Annotated in this window: 16 protein-coding genes; 7 read left to right on the top strand and 9 right to left on the bottom strand. The window is 61.1% G+C overall.

All coding sequences use genetic code 11. From position 1 onward, the window contains the following. Positions 1 to 52 precede the first annotated feature (52 nt). A complete protein-coding gene (locus tag QRN36_RS10190; protein ID WP_285424076.1) occupies positions 53 to 1,258 on the bottom strand; it encodes a glycosyltransferase family 4 protein in 1,206 nt (401 codons plus the stop codon). A 79-nt stretch (positions 1,259 to 1,337) separates the two neighbouring features. Beyond that, on the bottom strand, positions 1,338 to 1,700 hold the full coding sequence (locus QRN36_RS10185; RefSeq protein ID WP_285423966.1) for a response regulator: 363 nt from the start codon (positions 1,698 to 1,700) through the stop codon (positions 1,338 to 1,340). Between the two features lie 272 nt (positions 1,701 to 1,972). Here QRN36_RS10185 and QRN36_RS10180 point away from each other — a divergent pair, with 272 nt between their 5' ends. The 5 genes from QRN36_RS10180 (at position 1,973) to QRN36_RS10160 (ending at position 8,674) form a co-directional block, all read left to right on the top strand. Next, positions 1,973 to 5,470 carry a response regulator gene (locus tag QRN36_RS10180; RefSeq protein WP_285423965.1) on the top strand — a complete coding sequence of 1,166 codons (3,498 nt, stop codon included), beginning with the start codon at positions 1,973 to 1,975 and terminating at the stop codon, positions 5,468 to 5,470. Between the two features lie 48 nt (positions 5,471 to 5,518). Beyond that, on the top strand, positions 5,519 to 6,340 hold the full coding sequence (locus QRN36_RS10175; protein ID WP_285423964.1) for a protein-glutamate O-methyltransferase CheR: 822 nt from the start codon (positions 5,519 to 5,521) through the stop codon (positions 6,338 to 6,340). Further along, entirely contained in the window at positions 6,337 to 6,954 is a 618-nt protein-coding gene (locus QRN36_RS10170; RefSeq protein ID WP_285423963.1) for a chemotaxis protein CheB, read from the top strand. The genes QRN36_RS10175 and QRN36_RS10170 overlap by 4 nt, the downstream gene beginning before the upstream one ends. Next, on the top strand, positions 6,948 to 8,129 hold the full coding sequence (locus tag QRN36_RS10165; protein WP_093458415.1) for a hybrid sensor histidine kinase/response regulator: 1,182 nt from the start codon (positions 6,948 to 6,950) through the stop codon (positions 8,127 to 8,129). The genes QRN36_RS10170 and QRN36_RS10165 overlap by 7 nt, the downstream gene beginning before the upstream one ends. 167 nt (positions 8,130 to 8,296) lie before the next feature. After that, positions 8,297 to 8,674 carry a response regulator gene (locus tag QRN36_RS10160; protein WP_093458416.1) on the top strand — a complete coding sequence of 126 codons (378 nt, stop codon included), beginning with the start codon at positions 8,297 to 8,299 and terminating at the stop codon, positions 8,672 to 8,674. Positions 8,675 to 8,805: 131 nt separating this feature from the next. On the opposite strand, the gene QRN36_RS10155 is transcribed toward QRN36_RS10160, so the two are convergent. Continuing rightward, complete coding sequence (locus QRN36_RS10155) at positions 8,806 to 10,836, bottom strand: response regulator (RefSeq protein WP_285423962.1); 2,031 nt, start codon at positions 10,834 to 10,836, stop codon at positions 8,806 to 8,808. Then, positions 10,833 to 12,362 carry an ATPase domain-containing protein gene (locus QRN36_RS10150; RefSeq protein ID WP_285423961.1) on the bottom strand — a complete coding sequence of 510 codons (1,530 nt, stop codon included), beginning with the start codon at positions 12,360 to 12,362 and terminating at the stop codon, positions 10,833 to 10,835. Before QRN36_RS10150 ends, QRN36_RS10155 begins: the two co-directional genes overlap by 4 nt. A 242-nt stretch (positions 12,363 to 12,604) precedes the next feature. Here QRN36_RS10150 and QRN36_RS10145 point away from each other — a divergent pair, with 242 nt between their 5' ends. Then, positions 12,605 to 13,417 (top strand): crotonase/enoyl-CoA hydratase family protein, encoded by an 813-nt coding sequence (locus tag QRN36_RS10145; RefSeq protein ID WP_285423960.1) that lies wholly within the window; start codon positions 12,605 to 12,607, stop codon positions 13,415 to 13,417. A 92-nt stretch (positions 13,418 to 13,509) separates the two neighbouring features. Beyond that, on the top strand, positions 13,510 to 14,358 hold the full coding sequence (gene nudC, locus QRN36_RS10140; protein WP_285423959.1) for an NAD(+) diphosphatase: 849 nt from the start codon (positions 13,510 to 13,512) through the stop codon (positions 14,356 to 14,358). Here nudC and QRN36_RS10135 read toward each other — a convergent pair. From QRN36_RS10135 to QRN36_RS10115, 5 genes are all read right to left on the bottom strand, one after another. After that, positions 14,314 to 15,093 (bottom strand): TSUP family transporter, encoded by a 780-nt coding sequence (locus QRN36_RS10135; RefSeq protein WP_093458420.1) that lies wholly within the window; start codon positions 15,091 to 15,093, stop codon positions 14,314 to 14,316. The genes nudC and QRN36_RS10135 overlap by 45 nt on opposite strands. 196 nt (positions 15,094 to 15,289) lie before the next feature. Then, on the bottom strand, positions 15,290 to 16,429 hold the full coding sequence (locus tag QRN36_RS10130) for a Gfo/Idh/MocA family protein (protein WP_285423958.1): 1,140 nt from the start codon (positions 16,427 to 16,429) through the stop codon (positions 15,290 to 15,292). Positions 16,430 to 16,623: 194 nt separating this feature from the next. Further along, positions 16,624 to 17,391: an SDR family oxidoreductase gene (locus QRN36_RS10125; protein WP_285423957.1), complete on the bottom strand. Its 768-nt coding sequence runs from the start codon at positions 17,389 to 17,391 to the stop codon at positions 16,624 to 16,626. A 30-nt stretch (positions 17,392 to 17,421) separates the two neighbouring features. Further along, a complete protein-coding gene (locus tag QRN36_RS10120) occupies positions 17,422 to 18,489 on the bottom strand; it encodes a phosphotransferase family protein (protein ID WP_285423956.1) in 1,068 nt (355 codons plus the stop codon). Positions 18,490 to 18,714: 225 nt separating this feature from the next. After that, on the bottom strand, positions 18,715 to 19,029 hold the full coding sequence (locus QRN36_RS10115) for an SCP2 sterol-binding domain-containing protein (RefSeq protein ID WP_285423955.1): 315 nt from the start codon (positions 19,027 to 19,029) through the stop codon (positions 18,715 to 18,717). Positions 19,030 to 19,057 lie beyond the last annotated feature (28 nt).

Genomic DNA, 19,057 nt, shown 5'->3' with positions numbered 1-19,057 from the left:
TCAGACAAACACCACCTCGACGCGGCCTTCGCGGCGCGAGCGTGGTGCGGTCTTACATATTGCGGTTCTTCGCCTCGATCCATTGCGACATGTATTGCGTGCTCTTGTGCAGGTGATGGCGGAGCATGGCGCCGGTGAAATTTGCGCTGCGGTGGGCGGGCAGGTTGGCGCGCAGCTGGTCGATACGCTCGATCAGCGTTTGGCAGTGTTGTTCATGGCGAAAACGCGCCTTCAGCACCTGCCAGCCTTCACGTTGTGCCTGTTCCCAGCGCGCCTGATCGGTATACAGGCGAACCGCTTCATCGGCCAGGCGCTGCGCGTCAGTGGCGACGGCGCCGGGGAAGGGCAGCTCGCCGTGCATGGCTTCGGCGCCAATGGGCGTGGTGACAGTCGGGGTGCCGCAGACCATGGCGTCGATCACCTTGCCTTTAATGCCGGCGCCAAAGCGCAGCGGCGCCAGCGAGACCCGGGCGGCGGACATCACTTCGAGGGCGTCCTCGGCCCAGTTCATGATGTGAAAGCCTTGCGCGGCGTTGTGCAGCGCGGCCGCCTTGGGTGGGGTGTAGGCGCCGTAGACGTGCAATTGCGCGTTCGGCAGTTGCGCGCGAATCAGCGGCCAGAGGGTGTGCTTGAGCCAGAGCACCGCGTCCCAGTTCGGCGCATGACGGAAGTTGCCGATGGTCAGGAAATGCGCGCGCTCGTCGAACCCCTTGCCGTGATCCGGCACCTCGCGTACCAGCAGCGGGGCCCACAGCAGCAGTGCGGGCGACAACCCGAACCGGCGGGTCAGCAACTCGATCTCCACGTCGGACACCATCAGGCTGAGGTCGCTGCGATAGATCGCGGCGATCTCGCGCTGGGCGATATCGCTCTCGGACATGAGCCCGAAAAGCGCGTCGTCGGCCAGTTCGAAATAGCCTGACAGGTCGGCATCGGGCTTGCCTTGCAGCAGATCCTTGACCCGCTGATGACGGGCGTGACGCATGCTCTGCAGATCGGACGTCTCAAGGACGCGCACGGCCTGCGGGCAATGTTTCTCCACGCGCCAGCCGAACTGCTCCTCCATCAGGAACTGGTCGAACAACACGACATCCGGTTGAAGGTCGGCGATGAAGCGGTCGAAGCTGCTGTCGTTGAGAGCAATGGCGACCTCGCGGATGCCCATCGCGGCGAGATCGGCCTTGTGTTCGCCCTCGGTCGCGGGGCTGGCGAAGGTGATTTCCCAGCCCCGTTCCAGAAAGCAATCGATCAGTTGCATGACATGCCCGCTGGCAGCCGACGAGCGTGGTTCAGGCCATACGTAGCCGATGATCAGCAGGTGCGCGGCAGGCGTTATTTCAGTGGCCAAGGATGCTTTTCACCTTGTCGCGCAATTGGTCGATCGAGAACGGTTTGCCGATCGAGTGCATGCCGTCCGGCACGTCAATGGTCTCGGCGTAACCGCTGGCGAACAGCACCGGCAAGTCCGGGCGTTCGTTTCTGGCTTTTCTGGCAAGGTCGATGCCGTCGATGTCCGGCAGTCCTTTGTCGGTCATCATCAGCGCGATGACCTGCGCCTTGTCTTGCACGAAGGCCATGGCCTCGGCGCCATCGGCCGCTTCGAGCACGCTGTATTCCAGCTCTTCAAGAACGTCGACGATCAACATCCGTACGATGTTGTCGTCTTCAACCACCAGAATCGTGCTGGCTGGGTTGGACATGAAAAATTCCTTAAAAATGACAAGGTCTCGACTGGACAAAAAGCGCCCGGTCCGTTGAATAACGAGGCCTGCAATTGTGACAACATCCTGACGTCAAAAACACAATTCAAACGGATGTTCTAGCGTCTACGGATCACTCAAACGTATAGTACGCGTAGTTTCATTCCACCGCTAAAGTCAGAAAATTCAACCGTGTATGTCAGAAGCTGGAGTTTTTTGCTGAACATTCCGGCAAACTCCGTCGTTTAGACGAATCCGCCCGAGCCCTTGCGATGATCCAAACCTCTGCCGTCGATGAGCAACGTTTCCGCAAACTTCTAAGCCGCAACGTCACTTTACCCCTTGGGGTGGGCGTCCTCAGCGCCGTTTTCTTTGTCGTCCTGATCACTTATCTGCTGTCGGCCATCCAGTGGGTGGAGCACACCGATCGGGTCATCAACAACATCAACCGTTCGCTGAAGCTCTCGGTGGACATGGAAACCGGCATGCGTGGCTTCCTGCTCACGGGTGACGAACGTTTCCTCGATCCGTACGAAGTGGCCAAGCCGAGCATTCTCACCGAGCTCAACGGGCTCGAAGAACTGGTGGGCGACAACCCCGACCAAGTGGACCGCTTCAAACGTCTGGCGTCGCTGCAGGAGTCGTGGAACCAGTTCGCGCAGGAAATGATCACGCTGCGCCGCACCAACGGCGATTATGCGACACCGATCCAGAACCGGCGAGGCAAGCGTCTGGCCGACGAAATCCGCGATCAGTACGAACAGGCCGCGAATATCGAGCATCAGCTGCGCCTGACGCGCAACACCGACGTGACCCGGACGACGATCATTTCCGTGTCGGCGTACATCGCCTTCATCCTGATCGTCAGCGGTATCCTGGCCTGGGTCGGGCGCCGTGACATGACTGCGCTGTCCAGTACTTATGCCGCGAACATCAAGAGCCAGCAGGAAGACGCCGAGCGTCTAGCGCATGTCGCCTGGTTGCGCAACGGTCAGAGCGAGCTGGCCGAGCAGGTGATCGGGCAACTGACCCTGAACCTGCTCGGGCGTAACGTGCTGCAGTTCTTCGCGCATTATCTGGGCGCCGTGGTCGCTGCTGTCTATGTGCGTCAGGAACACGGTGGTCTGGTCCGCGTGGCGTCTTATGGTTTCTCGCGTCAGCAGGAACTGCAGGAACAGTCGATCTACAGCGGCGAAGGCGTGGTCGGCAAGGCCGCCGAGCAAGACGAAATCATCACCCTGCAAGACGTGCCGCACGATTATTTCAAGGTCACGTCCGGGCTGGGCGACGGTGAGCCGCGCAGTGTGGTGGTGGTTCCGACCAGTAATGACGATCAGGTCAACGGCGTCATCGAGCTGGGCTTTTTGCGCGAGCTGACCCAGCGCGATATCGAGTTTCTCGAACTCGTCGCGGAAAACGTCGGCACGTCCATTGAAGCGGCGCGCTATCGCCAGCGCTTGCAGGAAGTGCTGGCCGAAACCCAGCAACTCAACGAAGAGCTGCAAGTGCAGCAGGAAGAACTGCGCACGGCCAACGAGGAGCTCGAAGAGCAGTCGCGGATTCTCAAGGAATCCCAGGTGCACCTGGAAACCCAGCAGGCGGAGCTCGAGCAGACCAACGAGCAGCTCGCCGAACAGAGCAAGGCGCTGGCCGAGCAGCGTGATGCGCTGGACCGCAACAACGAAGAACTGAACATCGCCCAGGTCGAACTCGAAGCCCGCGCCGACGAGTTGCAGCGCTCGAGCAAGTACAAATCCGAGTTCCTGGCCAACATGTCCCACGAACTGCGTACGCCGCTCAACAGTTCGTTGATTCTCGCCAAGCTGCTGGCGGAAAACCCGCAGGACAACCTCACCGAAGAGCAGGTCAAGTTCGCTGAATCGATCTATTCGGCCGGCAACGACCTGTTGAATCTGATCAACGACATTCTCGACATTTCCAAGGTCGAAGCCGGCAAGCTCGACATGCGCCCGGAAAACAGCAGCGTCAGTCGTCTGGTCGATGGCCTGCGCATGACCTTCGAACCGCTGGCCGCCGACAAGCAACTGCATTTCTCCGTTGAAGTGCAGGCGGGTGCGCCGGTGTCGCTGTACACCGACCGCCAGCGCCTGGAGCAGATCCTCAAGAACCTGCTGTCCAACGCCGTCAAGTTCACCGAAAGCGGCGCGGTCAGCCTGACCGTGTCGCCTCAGCCTGGCGGCGGCGTGGCGTTCACGGTGCGCGATTCCGGCATCGGCATCGCTGAAGACCAGCAACAAAGCATCTTCGAGGCGTTCCGTCAGGCCGACGGCACCACCAACCGTCGCTACGGCGGCACCGGCCTGGGCCTGTCGATTTCCCGCGATCTGGCGAGCCTGCTGGGCGGCTCGATTTCGGTGACCAGTGCGCCCGGGCAGGGCAGCATTTTCACCCTCGTGCTGCCTGAACAGTACGTGGAGTTGACGCCGTCGCAGTATGCCGAGGTGCCGCCGGTCGTCGCCCAACCGGCGCCGCCGTTGCCAGTCCCTGCGCCCGTTCCGGTGGTTGCCCCGGTCGTCGAGCCGGCCCCGCGCTTTGCCGACGACCGCGAAAAAGCGCCTTTCAACAAGCGCTGCATCCTGGTGATCGAAGACGAAGTGCGTTTCGCCCACATCCTTTTCGATCTGGCCCATGAGCTGGGCTATTACTGCCTGGTCGCCCACGCCGCCGACGAAGGTTTCGACCTGGCGTCCAGCTTCCTGCCCGACGCCATTCTGCTGGACATGCGCCTGCCCGATCATTCCGGGCTGACGGTGCTGCAGCGCCTGAAAGAAATTCCGTCGACGCGACACATTCCGGTGCACGTCATTTCCGTGGAAGACCGTCAGGAAGCCGCGTTGCAGATGGGCGCCATCGGTTACGCGGTCAAGCCGACCACCCGCGAAGAGCTCAAGGACGTGTTTGCGCGCCTGGAAGCCAAGCTCACGCAGAAGGTCAAACGTGTCCTGCTGGTCGAAGACGACGCGCTGCAACGCGACAGCATCGCTCGACTGATCGGTGACGACGACATCGAAATCACCGCGGTCGGATTCGCTCAGGACGCGCTGGAACTGCTGCGCGATAACGCCTATGACTGCATGATCATCGACCTCAAGCTGCCCGACATGCTCGGCAATGACCTGCTCAAGCGCATGTCCACCGATGAGATCTGCGCGTTCCCGCCGGTCATCGTCTACACCGGGCGCAACCTGACCCGCGATGAAGAGGCTGAACTGCTCAAGTACTCGCGCACGATCATCATCAAGGGCGCGCGCTCGCCGGAACGCCTGCTCGACGAGGTCACGCTGTTCCTGCACAAGGTCGAGTCGCAGCTGTCCAACGAGCGTCAGAAAATGCTCAAGACCGCCCGCAGCCGCGACCGCGTGTTCGAGGGCCGCAAGATCCTGGTGGTCGACGATGACGTGCGCAACATCTTCGCCCTGACCAGCGCGCTGGAGCACAAGGGCGCGATCGTCGAGGTGGGGCGCAACGGGCTGGAAGCCATCGACAAACTCAACACCATCGAAGACATCGATCTGGTGCTGATGGACGTGATGATGCCGGAGATGGATGGTTACGAGGCGACCATGCAGATCCGCAAGGACCCGCGCTGGCGCAAGCTGCCGATCATCGCCGTGACCGCCAAGGCCATGAAAGACGATCAGGACCGCTGCCTGCAGGCGGGCTCGAATGATTACCTGGCCAAGCCGATCGATCTGGACCGTCTGTTCTCGCTGATTCGCGTGTGGTTGCCGAAGATGGAACGTATCTGAATGGATCGGATCAATTGACCACTATTGTAGAAAGCCCGGATTTTGCTGATGTCTCATGAGAGAAACGCCGATATCGAACTGCGCTTGCTGATTGAGGCGATCTATCTGAAGTACAGCTACGATTTCCGCGATTATTCGGGCGCGTCGGTCAAGCGCCGCGTTGCTCACGCGTTGCGCCAGTTCGAACTCAAGACGATCTCAGCCTTGCAGGAGCGCGTGCTGCATGATCCGTCGGCGTTCATGCAGTTGCTGCAATTCCTGACGATTCCGGTCAGTGAGATGTTTCGCGACCCTTCGCATTTCCTCGCGATTCGTCAGGAAGTGGTGCCACTGCTCAAGACCTACCCGTCGTTGAAAATCTGGATCGCCGGCTGCAGCACGGGGGAAGAGGTCTATTCCATGGCGATTCTGTTGCGCGAAGAAGGGCTGCTCGAGCGCGCGATCATCTACGCCACCGACATCAATCCCAGCTCTCTGGAAAAAGCCAAGCAAGGCATTTTCTCGATGGACAGCATTCCCGGCTACAACACCAATTACCTGAAAGCCGGCGGCAAGCGCCAGTTTTCCGATTACTACACCGCCGCCTACGATTACGCGATTTTCGACAAGACCCTGCGTGAGAATGTCACCTTCGCGGACCATAGTCTGGCCACCGACAGCGTGTTTTCCGAGACGCAGTTGATCTCGTGCCGCAACGTGCTGATCTACTTCAACAAGAAGCTGCAGGATCGCGCGTTCGGCTTGTTTCACGATTCACTGTGTCATCGTGGGTTTCTGGTGCTGGGCAGCAAGGAAACCCTGGATTTCTCCGGTTATAAAGATCAATTCGAACCCTTGGTCAAACAAGAGCGGATCTACCGCAAATCATGAGAACGTCCTTTACCGGTATCGACCCCGATCAACCCGCCTTGCCGGTGGTCGACGCCATTGTCGTGGGCGCATCGGCGGGTGGCGTCGAAGCCTTGCTGACGATTTTCCGGCGGCTGCCCCGAGGCTTCGGGTTGCCGATCCTGACCGTGCTGCACCTGCCCGATGAGCGACGCAGCCATCTGGCCGAGGTGTTCCGTTCGCACCTGGCGATACCGGTCAAGGAAGCCGATGACAAGGAAACCATTGCGCCTGGCACGCTGTACTTCGCAGCGCCGGGCTATCACCTTTCCGTGGAGTCCGATTTCAGCCTGTCCCTGAGCCAGGAAGAGCGGGTTTTTCACTCCCGGCCCAGCGTCGATATTCTCTTCGAATCGGCCGCTGACGCTTACGATGCAAGGCTTGCCGGCGTGCTGCTCACCGGTGCCAACAATGATGGTGCCCGGGGTATGGCACGAATCAAGGAGTTCGGTGGTCTGACCGTGGTCCAGGATCCGGCGCAGTCGCTGGCGCGCACCATGCCCGAGGCTGCGCTGGCCCTGCACACACCGGACTTTCTCTTGCCTTTGCCCGACATCGGCCTGTTGCTTGTCGAGCTGGAACGAATTGCATGCTGAGTGAAATCAAAGCCAAACTGCTGATCGTCGACGATCTGCCCGAGAACCTGCTCGCGCTCGAAGCGTTGATCAAACGCGAAGACCGTCAAGTGTTCAAGGCACTGTCTGCCGACGAAGCATTGTCGCTGTTGCTGGAGCACGAGTTCGCCATGGCGATTCTCGACGTACAGATGCCTGGCATGAACGGCTTCGAGCTCGCCGAAATGATGCGTGGCACCGAAAAGACCAAGAACATCCCGATCGTGTTCGTCAGTGCCGCGGGGCGCGAGTTGAACTACGCCTTCAAGGGCTACGAAAGCGGCGCAGTGGACTTCCTGCACAAGCCGCTGGATATCCACGCGGTCAAGAGCAAGGTCAACGTCTTCGTCGACCTTTATCGACAGCGCAAGGCCCTTAAACAACAGCTGGAGGAACTCGAGCGCAGCCGTCAGGAACAAGAGGCGCTGTTGCGCGAGTTGAAGTCCACGCAGAACGAGCTCGAACATGCGATTCGCATGCGTGACGATTTCATGTCCATCGTCTCCCATGAGGTGCGCACGCCCCTCAATGGCCTGATCCTCGAAACCCAGTTGCGCAAGCTGCACCTGGCCAAGGACAACGCCTCGGCGTTCACCATGGACAAGCTCAAGGCCATGGTCGACCGCGACGAGCGCCAGATTCAGAGCCTGATCCGGCTCATCGAGGACATGCTCGACGTGTCGCGCATCCGCACCGGCAAGCTGTCGATCCGCACCAGTCCGTTCGACCTGTCCGAGCTGGTGGTCAATCTGGTGGAGAGTTACGCCGCGCAGATCGCCGCGGCCGAAAGCGTCGTTACGTTGCATGCCAGCGAGCCGGTCATCGGCGTGTGGGATGAATTCCGCATCGAACAGGTGGTGGCAAACCTGCTGACCAACGCACTGCGCTATGGCGCGCATAAGCCTATCGAGGTCCGCGTGTACAGCGAGGGCAACGAAGCGTATGTGGAAGTGCGCGATCAGGGCATCGGCATCAGTGCCGAGAACCAGAAGCGTATCTTTCAGCAGTTCGAGCGGGTGTCGGCCAGTCATGCCATCTCGGGGCTTGGGCTGGGGCTGTTCATTTCCGATCAGATCGTCGTCGCGCACGGCGGTCGGATTAGCGTCGAAAGCGAGGAGGGTGCAGGCTCGGTTTTCCGCGTCAGCCTGCCACTTTAAGCCCTGTCGGGCGACGGCAGGCTCGGGCCAGAGCCTTGCCGTCGGTTAATCCCCCACGTCCAACCACACGCGTACGACCGTCCGGCTAAATAACTGATTTATCTGCGCAACCTCCTGCGCGGGCCATGGTCGTAATGGCAGCTATTTACAAGATCGAAGGCGTTCCAATGAGCTCTGATGCAGAAAATGTCGTACTCATCGTCGAAGACGAGCCGCTGATCCTCATGCTGCTCTCCGACTACCTGTCGGGAGAGGGCTATCGGGTCTTGCAGGCGGAAAACGGTGAACAGGCATTCGAAATCCTCGCGACCAAACCCCATCTGGATTTGATGATCACCGATTATCGTCTGCCGGGCGGCGTGTCGGGCGTGATGATTGCCGAACCGGCGGTCAAGTTGCGGCCCGAGCTGAAGGTGATTTTCATCAGCGGTTACCCGGCGGAAATCGTCGAATCGGGCAGCCCTATCGCGCGCAAGGCGCCGATCCTGGCCAAGCCGTTCACCATGGACACGCTGCATTCGCAGATTCAGAGCCTGTTGAACTGAGGCGCGCCATGCATCTTCAGCTATGAGCCTGCTCGCGATTGCGACGGTTGGGCATTGAATGCGATGACCGACCCGCCGTAACCGCGAGCACGCTTATTCCTGGAAAGGGCCAAACGGCTGCCGCCCGTGGCTCATCCCTCAATCATCTCCCGCACCTTGGCCGTCAGCTGATCGAACGCGAACGGTTTGGTGATCATCTGCATGCCGGTGTCGAGGAAACCGGCTCTGGCGCCGGCATTTTCGGCGTAACCGGTGATGAACAGCACCTTCAGGTCCGCGCGCATCTGCCGGCCGATGTCGGCCAGCTGGCGCCCGTTCATGCCGGGCAGGCCGACGTCGCTGATCATCAGGTCGATGCGTTGGGACGATTCGAGAATCGGAATCGCGCCCACGGCGTCACCCGCCTCCAGATACGCATAACCCAACTCGCTGAGCACTTGACTCACCAACGCGCGCACGGCCGGGTCGTCTTCGACGATGAGGATCGTTTCACCTTCGCGCGCTTCGGTCGCAGTGGCGTGCTCGGTGGTTTCTTCAGCCTGGGTCTCGCCGCGAAAGCGTGGCAGGAACAACTGCACCGTGGTGCCGTTGCCGACCTGGCTTTCAATCGACACGTGCCCGTGTGACTGTTTGGTGAACCCATAGATCATCGACAGGCCCAGGCCGGTGCCCTGGCCAATCGGCTTGGTCGTGAAAAACGGATCGAATGCCCGGCTGATGACGTTTTCCGGCATGCCGCATCCGGTATCGGTCACGCTGAGCACCACATAGTCGCCCGGCAGCAGGTTTTCGTAGGCGTTGGTGAAGGTGCGGTCGAGTTTGCGGTTGAACGTCTCGATCATCAGCATGCCGCCGTCGGGCATCGCGTCCCGCGCGTTGAGCACCAGGTTGAGCAGGGCGCTCTCGAGCTGGTTGGGGTCGGCCTCGGCTGTCCACAATTGCGGATCCAGGCACATGTCCAGGCGGATGCTTTCGTTGACGCTGCGGTGCAGCAATTCACCCATGGAGTTGACCAGCTCGTTCATCTCCACGGGCTTGGAGTCCAGCGATTGTCGACGCGAGAACGCCAGCAGTCGGTGGGTCAGCGCGGCAGCGCGGTTGGCGGACGTCACGCCGAGATCGATCAGGCCGTCCAGGTCCTCCGTACGGCCCCGCGCCAACCTCCGCCTGAGCAATTCCAGGCTGCCGATGATGCCGGTGAGCATGTTGTTGAAGTCGTGAGCGATGCCGCCGGTGAGCTGGCCCACGGCTTCCATTTTCTGCGACTGACGCAGCACTTCCTCGTTATGGCGCAGCTGCGAGGTGCGCTCCTCGACCTGTTGTTCGAGGGTTTCATTGAGGCGGCGCAACTGCTGCTCGGCCAGCTTTCGCTCGGTGATGTCCGAGGTCACGCCCGCCAGCAGGCTGACCCGACCGTTGCGTGCGCGAATGGCCCGGGCGCGCACGTCGACCCAGTGCAGCGACCCATCGGGCCACAGGTTTCGAAACTCGATGATGAAGTCGTCGCCGCTGTCCAGGCTGCGCTGCAGCGCCGACTGCATACGCGGCTGGTCTTCGGGGTACACCGAACCCAGCCAGTCGTGATAAGTGAATGGCGCGTGTTCGTCACGGCCGAAGTGGGTCTTGCTGATCGCCGAGCAATCGAGCTCGAAGAATTCCGCTTCCAGTTGCCACGAACCCAGCCGCCCGGCCTTGAGCGCATGCTGCAGACGCTGTTCGCTTTCGCGCAGGTCTTCCATGCGGCTGCGTGCCTCGTACTGCCGACGCCGGCCGCGCACGGCGGTGGTCACCAGACTCACCAGCGTGGCCGGGTGAAACGGGCGCTCGAGAAACGTCACGTTGCCCAGCAGTTTGCCCAGGCGCGCCGAAGGATTCTGGTCCGGGCCGCCATGGTGCGTGAGCAGCACGATCGGCTGATCCGACCAGGCCGGCTGATTGGCCAGCAGGCTGAGCAGCGGGTTGATGTCGACCCCGCGCAGGGCTTCGTCGGCGATGATCGCCAGCCCCGCGCCGGAGATGAGTTCGCGGCACATGCCGCCCAGGTCGTGAGTGATGATGGCCGGGAATCCCGCTTCCTGCAGGATCATCAGGGCGATCTGGCTGTCCCTGCCGTGGGGGGCAAGGATGATTGCCCGCTCCGAGAGTTGTCCAGGTGTACTCACGCGTCCTCGTCCCGCAGCAGCGGATTGCTCTCGCCGAAATAATGAGGCACGCCGCGCAGTACGCCCTGGAACGCTTCCAGCGGTGCACCGATCTTCATACCGGAGCCGCTGATGCGGTATTCGCGAATGGTCGATTCATGGGTCCCCGTGCGTTTCTTGATGATGGAAATGGCTCGGCGCACCTTGCCCAATGCTTCGAAGTAACGCAACAGAATCACAGTGTCCGCCAGGTAGGTGATGTCCACCGGGGCGCGCATGTCACCCACCAGGCCGTGCTGGGCCACGGTCATGAACGTGGAAGCGCCCTGACGGTTCAGGTAGAGCAGCAACTCGTGCATGTGCAGCACCAGCGCATTTTCTTCCGGCATCGCCGCCTGATAGCCGTTGAGGCTGTCGATGACCACGGTGCGGATCTGTTTTTCATCGACGCTGCGGCGTACCCGGTGAGAGAACTCACCCGGCGACAGTTCAGCGGCGTCGACCTGTTCGATCAGCAGGTTGCCGGTCTCTTGCAAGGCATGCAGGTCGATGCCGACCTTTTTCATGCGCTCGAACAGCAGGCCCATTTCTTCGTCGAAAATGAACAGGCCGACACGTTCGCCGCGCAGCACGGCAGAGGCTGCGAAGACCAGCGATATCAAGGATTTGCCGGTACCGGCCGGGCCCAGGATCAGCGTGCTCGAGCCGCTGTCGATGCCCCCGCCCAGCAGGTCGTCCAGCTCCTGGATGCCACTGCTGATCGGCTGGCTGCCACGGGTCTTGCGGTGCTCGGCCGCGATCAGGCGGGGGAACACATGGACGCCGTCAGCGAGGATGGTGAAGTCGTGGTAGCCGCCGCGGTATTTCTGCCCGCGGTACTTCACCACGCGCAGACGACGACGTTCGGCGCCGTACGATGGCGTAAGTTCTTCCAGGCGAATGACGCCGTGGGCAACACTGTGGACGGTCTTGTCCAGCGACTCGGTGGTCAGATCGTCGAGCAGGACCACGGTCGCGTCATAGCGCGCAAAATAGTGCTTGATTGCCAGAATCTGCCGGCGATAGCGCAAGGAGCTCTGCGCCAGCAGGCGGATTTCCGAGAGGCTGTCGATGATCACGCGAGAAGGACGGACCTGCTCGACGATTTCGAAAATCTGCTTGGTGGCCTCACCCAGTTCAAGGTCCGAGGAGTACAGCAGGCTTTGCTGATGCTCGGCATTGAGCAGGTCTTCAGGCGGCGTCAGCTCGAACACGAAGATCTGTTCGTTCAGCTCCCAGCCATGGGACAGGGCACCTTCGCGCAGCTCGCGTTCGGTTTCAGAAAGTGTGATGTACAGACAGCGTTCGCCCGCCGCCGCGCCTGCCAGCAGAAACTGCAGCGCAACGGTGGTTTTGCCGGTTCCGGGTTCTCCTTCGAGAAGAAATACATGACTGCGCGAAAGACCACCCGCAAGGATGTCGTCCAGGCCCACGATGCCGGTTGCCGCTTTTGATGTAGTCAAGTATCGCCCTCTTGCGACCTGAGAAAGGGTCGAGCGCCGATTCATCATCGCTCGCCCAGGCAGCGTTGATACCGGGATATTCCGGTTCTTTACCGCCAACACTCTGGACCGCCGGCATGGCCGACCGTTCAGTTTTTAAATGGCCGAATGCTGGCAAATCGAGGCAGTCGTGCTGCTTCGTTGTCCGGCAAATGGCGCAACCGTTGCCTGCTAGCGGCCTTGTCGGCTTGCTATAGTCGGGCGTCATGGAATTCAGCCCCGTCACTGCCCGATCAAGGATCATCATCGTGTCCGACTACAGCGCTTTCAAGGTCGAACTCAACGACCACATCGCTCATGTGCAAATCAATCGTCCAGAAAAGATCAACGCCATGAACGCGGCATTCTGGAGCGAGATTATCGACGTTTTCCAGTGGGTTGAAGACACTGACGAGATTCGGGTGGTCGTGCTCAGTGGCGCGGGCAAGCATTTTTCATCGGGCATCGACCTGATGTTGCTGGCCTCGGTGGCCAACGAACTGGGCAACGATGTCGGGCGCAATGCGCGTCTGCTGCGCCGCAAGATCCTGCAAATGCAGGCGTCATTCAATGCGGTCGACCGCTGCAGCAAGCCGGTGCTGGCGGCCATTCAGGGCTATTGCATTGGCGGCGCCATCGATCTGATCAGCGCCTGCGACATGCGCTATGCGGCCGACGATGCGCTGTTTTCGATTCGTGAAATCGACATGGGCATGGCCGCCGATGTCGGCACCTTGCAGCGTCTGCCCCGTCTGATCGGCGACGGCATGATGCGCGAGATGGCCTACACCGGTCGTAACGTGGATGCGGCAGAAGCGCTGCGCATCGGTCTGGTCAACCGCACGTTCGCCGACACGCCTCTGTTGCTCGAAGGGGTGTTCGCGGTCGCACGGCAGATCGCTGCCAAATCGCCGATCGCCATCGGGGGCAGCAAGCGAATGATCGGTTACATGCGCGATCACAGTGTCGATGATGGCCTGGAATACGTTGCCACCTGGAACGCTGCCATGTTGCAATCGGCGGACCTGAAGCTGGCAATGGTCGCCCACATGGGCAAGCAGAAGCCGGTTTTCGACAATTGACCGATGATTTAGCATTCGCAGCGATCTGCCGTCTCTGAGCGCGGGGCCTGAGCCTTGCGCGGCGCAGGTCTGCTCACAAGAGGAGTTGCTTCATGACGCGCCCCAGGCGTTGGACCACCGCAGTGCTTGATGTCCAGGCGCCGGGCGGTTGGGCCGTGGTCCACAGTGATCAGGGTTTTCTGCTCGACGATAACGGGGTGATGTTCCCCCGTGAATGGCTCAAGCGCCAGGACCTGCCATTGATCAGTGAGCACGGCATTGGCCACTTCGATGGTGAACCGGTGTACGTGCTGGTGCTCAAGCATCCGGTGGAACTCGAAGGCATGCGCTGGCAGACGCTGCGTCAGTTCATGCTGGCCGACGACGCCGATATCTTCCAGACACTCGGTTATGCCGCGCAGATCAGCACTTGGGCCCGTGAACATCGTTTCTGCGGGAGTTGCGGGCAGCCGATGCAGCAAGTGCCGGGTGAGCGGGCGATGTACTGCAGCCATTGTGATCTGCGCGCCTATCCGCGGATTTCACCGAGCATGATCGTGCTGATCACCCGTGGCGATGAAGTGTTGCTGGCACGCTCGCCGCGCTTCGTGACGGGGGTTTACAGCACGCTGGCCGGGTTCGCCGAGCCGGGTGAGTCGGCCGAGGACTGCGTGCGTCGCGAGGTCATGGAGGAGGTGCAGCTCAAGGTCCGCAACATCCAGTACAAGGGCAGCCAGTGCTGGCCGTTTCCGCACTCGATGATGCTGGGCTTTCACGCCGAATACGACAGTGGCGAGATCGTCCCTCAGGCCGACGAGATCGAAGACGCGCAGTGGTTCAGCATCCACGACATGCCGCCGTTACCGGCCAGTCGTTCCATTGCGCGCTACCTGATCGATCTCTATCTTGCGCAGCGCTCAGGCGCCCCCGAACCAGTGCTGCCAGGCCAGGCGGACAGTTAAGCCGAGCACGACGGTGATGAACACAGGGCGGATGAATTTCGCGCCGCCCTGGATGGCCGTCCTGGCGCCCAGAAACGCCCCGACCATCAGCGCCGAGCCCATTGCCAGGCCGATGGCCCAGTCGACGGACCCGTTGATCGCGAAGATCGTCAGCGCTGCGGCATTGCTGACGAAGTTCATGCTGCGCGCGACGCCGCTGGCTTTCACCAGGTCGACCGGATACATCAGCAGCGTGCTGACGGTCCAGAACGCGCCCGTGCCGGGACCTGCCACGCCGTCGTAGAACCCCAGGCCCAGCCCTTGCGGCAGTTGCCACTTGGTGCTGATCGGCGCGTCGCTGTCCAGCGGCGCCTTGGGTGTTCCGCCAAACAGCAGGTACACGCCACAGCCAAACACGATCACCGGCAACATCTGGTTGAGCAGCTCGGCCGGCAGGTAGTGCGCGACCACGGCGCCGATCAGCGAGCCGACGGCGGTGCCGAGCAGGGCGCGCTTCCACTGTGCTGGATGGAACAGCTTGCGTCGGTAGAAGGTGAAACCTGCGGTGGCTGAACCGAAGGTCGAACTGAGTTTGTTGGTGCCCAGCACCAGGTGCGGCGGCAGGCCGGCGGTGAGCAGGGCAGGCGTGGTCAACAGCCCGCCACCGCCAGCGATGGCATCGATGAAACCGGCAACGAAGGCGACAAGGGCAAGCACCACCAGCGTGGTGAGGTCTACGGTGAGTTCGAACGGCATGACTGAGCTTACTTGGCAGACGGGCAGAATGGCTGCCCGGAAGCCCGGCATTCTACCCGTAAGCCGGCGCGTATTGCAGAGCGAATCCCGGTTTCAGGACGAACACGTTACGTGCGCAAGGCCACGGGTTCGCGAGAGGCCGTATACGACGCACCTGCCTCGACCCTCAGACTGAGTCACTCTCGCATCCGTTGTTTCAGATATCGGACACCGTCACCCAGCGCATCTCGCTGGCGGCGACGCGGATGGCGGTTGCCAGCCTTTCAATCTCGAGGGCTTCGGCAAAGTCCGGCCCTTCGTTGCCTTGCCCGCACAGCGCCTGAATCAGAGCATGGACCTCCAGCGTTTTCAGTTCGTTGTAGCCCAACTGATGACCCGGCGCCGGGCAGAATGCGGCGTAGCCCGGCTGCGTCGGGCCGGCGAGAATGCGCTGAAAACCGTCGCGCCCTGATGCGCCCGGACGGTAGATTCGCAGCTCGTTCAGGCGCTCCTGATCGAACGCCAGCGTGCCCTGGGTTCCACTGATTTCAAAGCTCAGGTGATTCTTGTAACCGTGCTTGAGCCAGCTGCTGGCAAAGGTGCCTCGCGCGCCGCTGGCAAAGCGCAGCAGCGCGTACGTGTGGTCGTCGATGGCGATCGGCCGCTGTTCCTGGCTGCCCCGGGTGGCGGGGCGCTGCCCGTGGACAGTTTGCGAGTCGGCGCATACCGCTTCGACGTCACCCAGCAGATAGCGCGCCATGGCCAGCAAGTGGCTGCCCAGATCGGCCAGCGCGCCGCCCGCATGCGCCTGCTCGCAGCGCCAGGACCAGGGCGCCTGGGGATCGCCCATGAAGTCTTCGCTGAATTCGCCTTGAAAACTGATGATCTGGCCCAGCTCGCCGTCTTCGATCATTTGGCGGGCCAGACCGATCATGGGATTGTGCTGATAGTTGTAGCCGACGCGGGTCACCACCCCGGCCGATTGCGCCGCGCGGTGCATCTGCCGGGCTTGCTCGAGGCTCACGGCCAGAGGCTTTTCGCAATACACCGCTTTGCCTACCTCAAGGGCGGCCATCGCCATGGGGAAGTGCAAATGGTTAGGCGTGGTGATTGCCACCAACTGCACGCCCGGATCGCTGATCAGTTGCTGCCAGTCGGCATGGCTGTGATCAAATCCCCAGGACTGCGCACAGTGTTCGGCGCGAGCGGCGTCGGCATCGGCCAGTGCGGTGAGCCTGAGGTTGACGGGCAGCTCGAAGGTGGTGCGGGCATTGTGAAAGGCCAGTGCATGGGCACGGCCCATGAACCCGGTGCCGATCAGGCCGACCCCTAGATCCGGAAGCGATGATGCGCGCATAACAGCGATCCTTGATGGCATGTTGTTGTGCGGAAAATGTATTCGCCCGTGACGATGAATGGAATCTTTATTCCATCAGAAAGGCCTCAGATTCACCTCACTGCAAGAGCGGCTTGCAATTGAGCAGGCTTGAAAAACGGTGGAAATAAGCGCGCTCACTTCCACGACGAACCGTCAGCGCTGTCGCATCGCGTTCAGGACAGGAAACCGCCATCCACGTTCAGTGCCACGCCGGTGGTGTAGCTCGACGCATCGCTGGCCAGATACAGCACCGCGCCGGCCATCTCGCTCGGGTCGGCGACGCGTTTGAGGGGAATCTGGGCCAGCGCGGTGTTGAGGATTTTCTCGTTGCTGACCAGCGCAGAGGCGAACTTGGTGTCCGTCAGGCCCGGCAGCAGGGCATTGCAGCGGATGCCGAATGACGCGCATTCCTTGGCGAACACCTTGGTCATGTTGATCACGGCGGCCTTGGTGACCGAATAGATGCCCTGAAACACGCCGGGGGAAACGCCGTTGATCGACGCCACATTGATGATGCTGCCGCCGCCGTGCTCGCGCATCAGCTTGCCGGCTTCCACCGACATGAAGAAGTAGCCGCGAATGTTGACGTCGACAGTCTTCTGAAAGGCGCCCAGGTCGGTGTCCAGCACGTTGCAGAACTGCGGATTGGTCGCAGCGTTGTTGACCAGAATGTCGAGGCGTCCGAACTGTTCCTTGATCTGGGCGAAAACCCCAGTGATCTGCTCCATCTCGCCGATATGGCAGGCAATCGGCGTCGCCTTGCCACCGTCGGCGATGATGGCGTCGGCGACCTGCTGGCAGCCTTCGATCTTGCGGCTGGAGACGATGACGTGGGCGCCTTGCTGCGCGAGCAGTCTGGCGATGGCTTCACCGATTCCGCGGCTGGCGCCGGAGACGAAAGCGATCTTGCCGTCGAGGTCGAACAGTTGAGTCTTGGACATGGTGTCTTCCTTATCGTGTCGCAAACGGAATCAGAGGCTGGAACGGTCGATCACTTGCAGCGCCATGCGTTCCAGCAGCGTGTTCATGTGGATGAACTGAGCGAACCGCTTGTCCTGGGTCTGGCCATGGAAAAACCGGTAGTAGATCTGCTGGACGATACCGGCCAGACGGAACAGCCCGTAGGTGTAGTAAAAGTCGAAATTGTCGATGCGCATGCCCGAGCGCTCGGCGTAATAGGCCACGAAGCCGGCGCGGGTCAACATGCCCGGCGCGTGACTGGGCTGGCGTCGCATCAGTTGCACGGGCGCCGGGTCATCGGCCTGAATCCAGTACGCCAGGCTGTTACCCAGATCCATCAGCGGATCGCCCAGCGTGGTCAGCTCCCAGTCCAGCACGCCGATGATCTGCATCGGGTTGCCGGGGTCGAGGATGACGTTGTCGAAGCGATAGTCGTTGTGCACCAGGCTTGAGACGGGGTGATCGGCGGGCTTTTTATCGTCCAGCCAGCGGGCCACCCTCTCCCAGCTCGGCGCATCCGCTGTGCGCGCCTTGTCATAACGCTCGGTCCAGCCACGGATCTGCCGCTCGACATAGCCCTGCGGCTTGCCGAGATCGCCCAGGCCGCAGGCGTTGTAATCGACCTGATGCAGATCGACCAGCTTGTCGATGAAGCTTTTGCACAGCGCTTCGGTCTGGTTGGCGTCAAGGTTGAGTTCGCCAGGAAGCTCCGAGCGCAGGATGATGCCTTCGACGCGCTCCATGACATAGAACTCGGCACCGATCACCGAGTCGTCGGTGCAATGCACATAGGCTTTGGGGCAGTAAGGGAAGGCATCGCGCAGCTGGTTGAGAATCCGGAATTCGCGGCCCATGTCGTGGGCGCTTCTGGCCTTGTGGCCGAACGGCGGGCGACGCAGGACGAACTCCCGCTCCGGGTATTTCAACAGGTACGTCAGGTTGGAAGCGCCGCCGGGAAACTGGCTGATCTGCGCGCTGCCCGTCAGGCCGGGAATGTGCGATTTGAGGTAGGGGTCGATCAGGGCGGCGTCCAGCTCTTCGCCGGATCGAACCTGAGTGGACTGGTCAGTTAGCGCCATGCTTATCCCTGCTGTTTATTCTGGAAGGCGATGATCATTGACTAATCTAATGCGCGCCGTGCGCCTCGAACAAGCCGGATGCGGCCTTATTGGCGAGCGTGTTACAGGCTGATCAGTGGCCTTGATCACCGCCGCGCACAAAACCCGGCGCAAAAAAAACCGAAGCGGCGACGCTTCGGTTCAGCGGGCAAAAGCGCGGTCCGGGCGGGAGCGCGCTCATTGCACTTACGAGGGGAACAGTTCGCTCAGTTTCATCGCCAGCATCATGTCGCCTTCGGCACGCAGCTTGCCCGCCATGAAAGCCTGCATGCCGTCGGTCTCGCCGCTGACGATCCCTTGCAGGGTTTCGCCATCCATGACCAGGGTCACTTGTGCGTCAGGGTTTTCGCCTTCCTGCAGGTCGCAGGTCTTGTCTTTGACGATCAGCGAGAAGTTTTTGGTTTCGTCGATACGGAAACCAAAAACCAGGTCCAGGCCCGCAGCGGCATCCGGGTTGAACTTGGCTTTCATGGCTTGTACGGCGTCGGCTACGGAGGTCATGGTGTCATCCTTTAGTTGTGTGATTGCT

This window comes from Pseudomonas sp. efr-133-TYG-103a, from assembly GCF_030209235.1.
Classification (GTDB): Bacteria; Pseudomonadota; Gammaproteobacteria; order Pseudomonadales; family Pseudomonadaceae; genus Aquipseudomonas.
Note: the sequence above shows the minus strand (reverse complement) of the source record. Positions and strands in the feature narration are given on the sequence as shown.

Bases quoted from the DNA above. Each gene is read 5' to 3' on its own strand.
- QRN36_RS10190 (WP_285424076.1), bottom strand. From the start codon at position 1,258: ATGCAACTGATCGATTGCTTTCTGGAACGGGGCTGGGAAATCACCTTC.
- QRN36_RS10185 (WP_285423966.1), bottom strand. From the start codon at position 1,700: ATGTCCAACCCAGCCAGCACGATTCTGGTGGTTGAAGACGACAACATC.
- QRN36_RS10180 (WP_285423965.1), top strand. From the start codon at position 1,973: ATGATCCAAACCTCTGCCGTCGATGAGCAACGTTTCCGCAAACTTCTA.
- QRN36_RS10175 (WP_285423964.1), top strand. From the start codon at position 5,519: ATGTCTCATGAGAGAAACGCCGATATCGAACTGCGCTTGCTGATTGAG.
- QRN36_RS10170 (WP_285423963.1), top strand. From the start codon at position 6,337: ATGAGAACGTCCTTTACCGGTATCGACCCCGATCAACCCGCCTTGCCG.
- QRN36_RS10165 (WP_093458415.1), top strand. From the start codon at position 6,948: ATGCTGAGTGAAATCAAAGCCAAACTGCTGATCGTCGACGATCTGCCC.
- QRN36_RS10160 (WP_093458416.1), top strand. From the start codon at position 8,297: ATGAGCTCTGATGCAGAAAATGTCGTACTCATCGTCGAAGACGAGCCG.
- QRN36_RS10150 (WP_285423961.1), bottom strand. From the start codon at position 12,362: ATGAATCGGCGCTCGACCCTTTCTCAGGTCGCAAGAGGGCGATACTTG.
- nudC (WP_285423959.1), top strand. From the start codon at position 13,510: ATGACGCGCCCCAGGCGTTGGACCACCGCAGTGCTTGATGTCCAGGCG.
- QRN36_RS10135 (WP_093458420.1), bottom strand. From the start codon at position 15,093: ATGCCGTTCGAACTCACCGTAGACCTCACCACGCTGGTGGTGCTTGCC.
- QRN36_RS10130 (WP_285423958.1), bottom strand. From the start codon at position 16,429: ATGCGCGCATCATCGCTTCCGGATCTAGGGGTCGGCCTGATCGGCACC.
- QRN36_RS10125 (WP_285423957.1), bottom strand. From the start codon at position 17,391: ATGTCCAAGACTCAACTGTTCGACCTCGACGGCAAGATCGCTTTCGTC.
- QRN36_RS10120 (WP_285423956.1), bottom strand. From the start codon at position 18,489: ATGGCGCTAACTGACCAGTCCACTCAGGTTCGATCCGGCGAAGAGCTG.
- QRN36_RS10115 (WP_285423955.1), bottom strand. From the start codon at position 19,029: ATGACCTCCGTAGCCGACGCCGTACAAGCCATGAAAGCCAAGTTCAAC.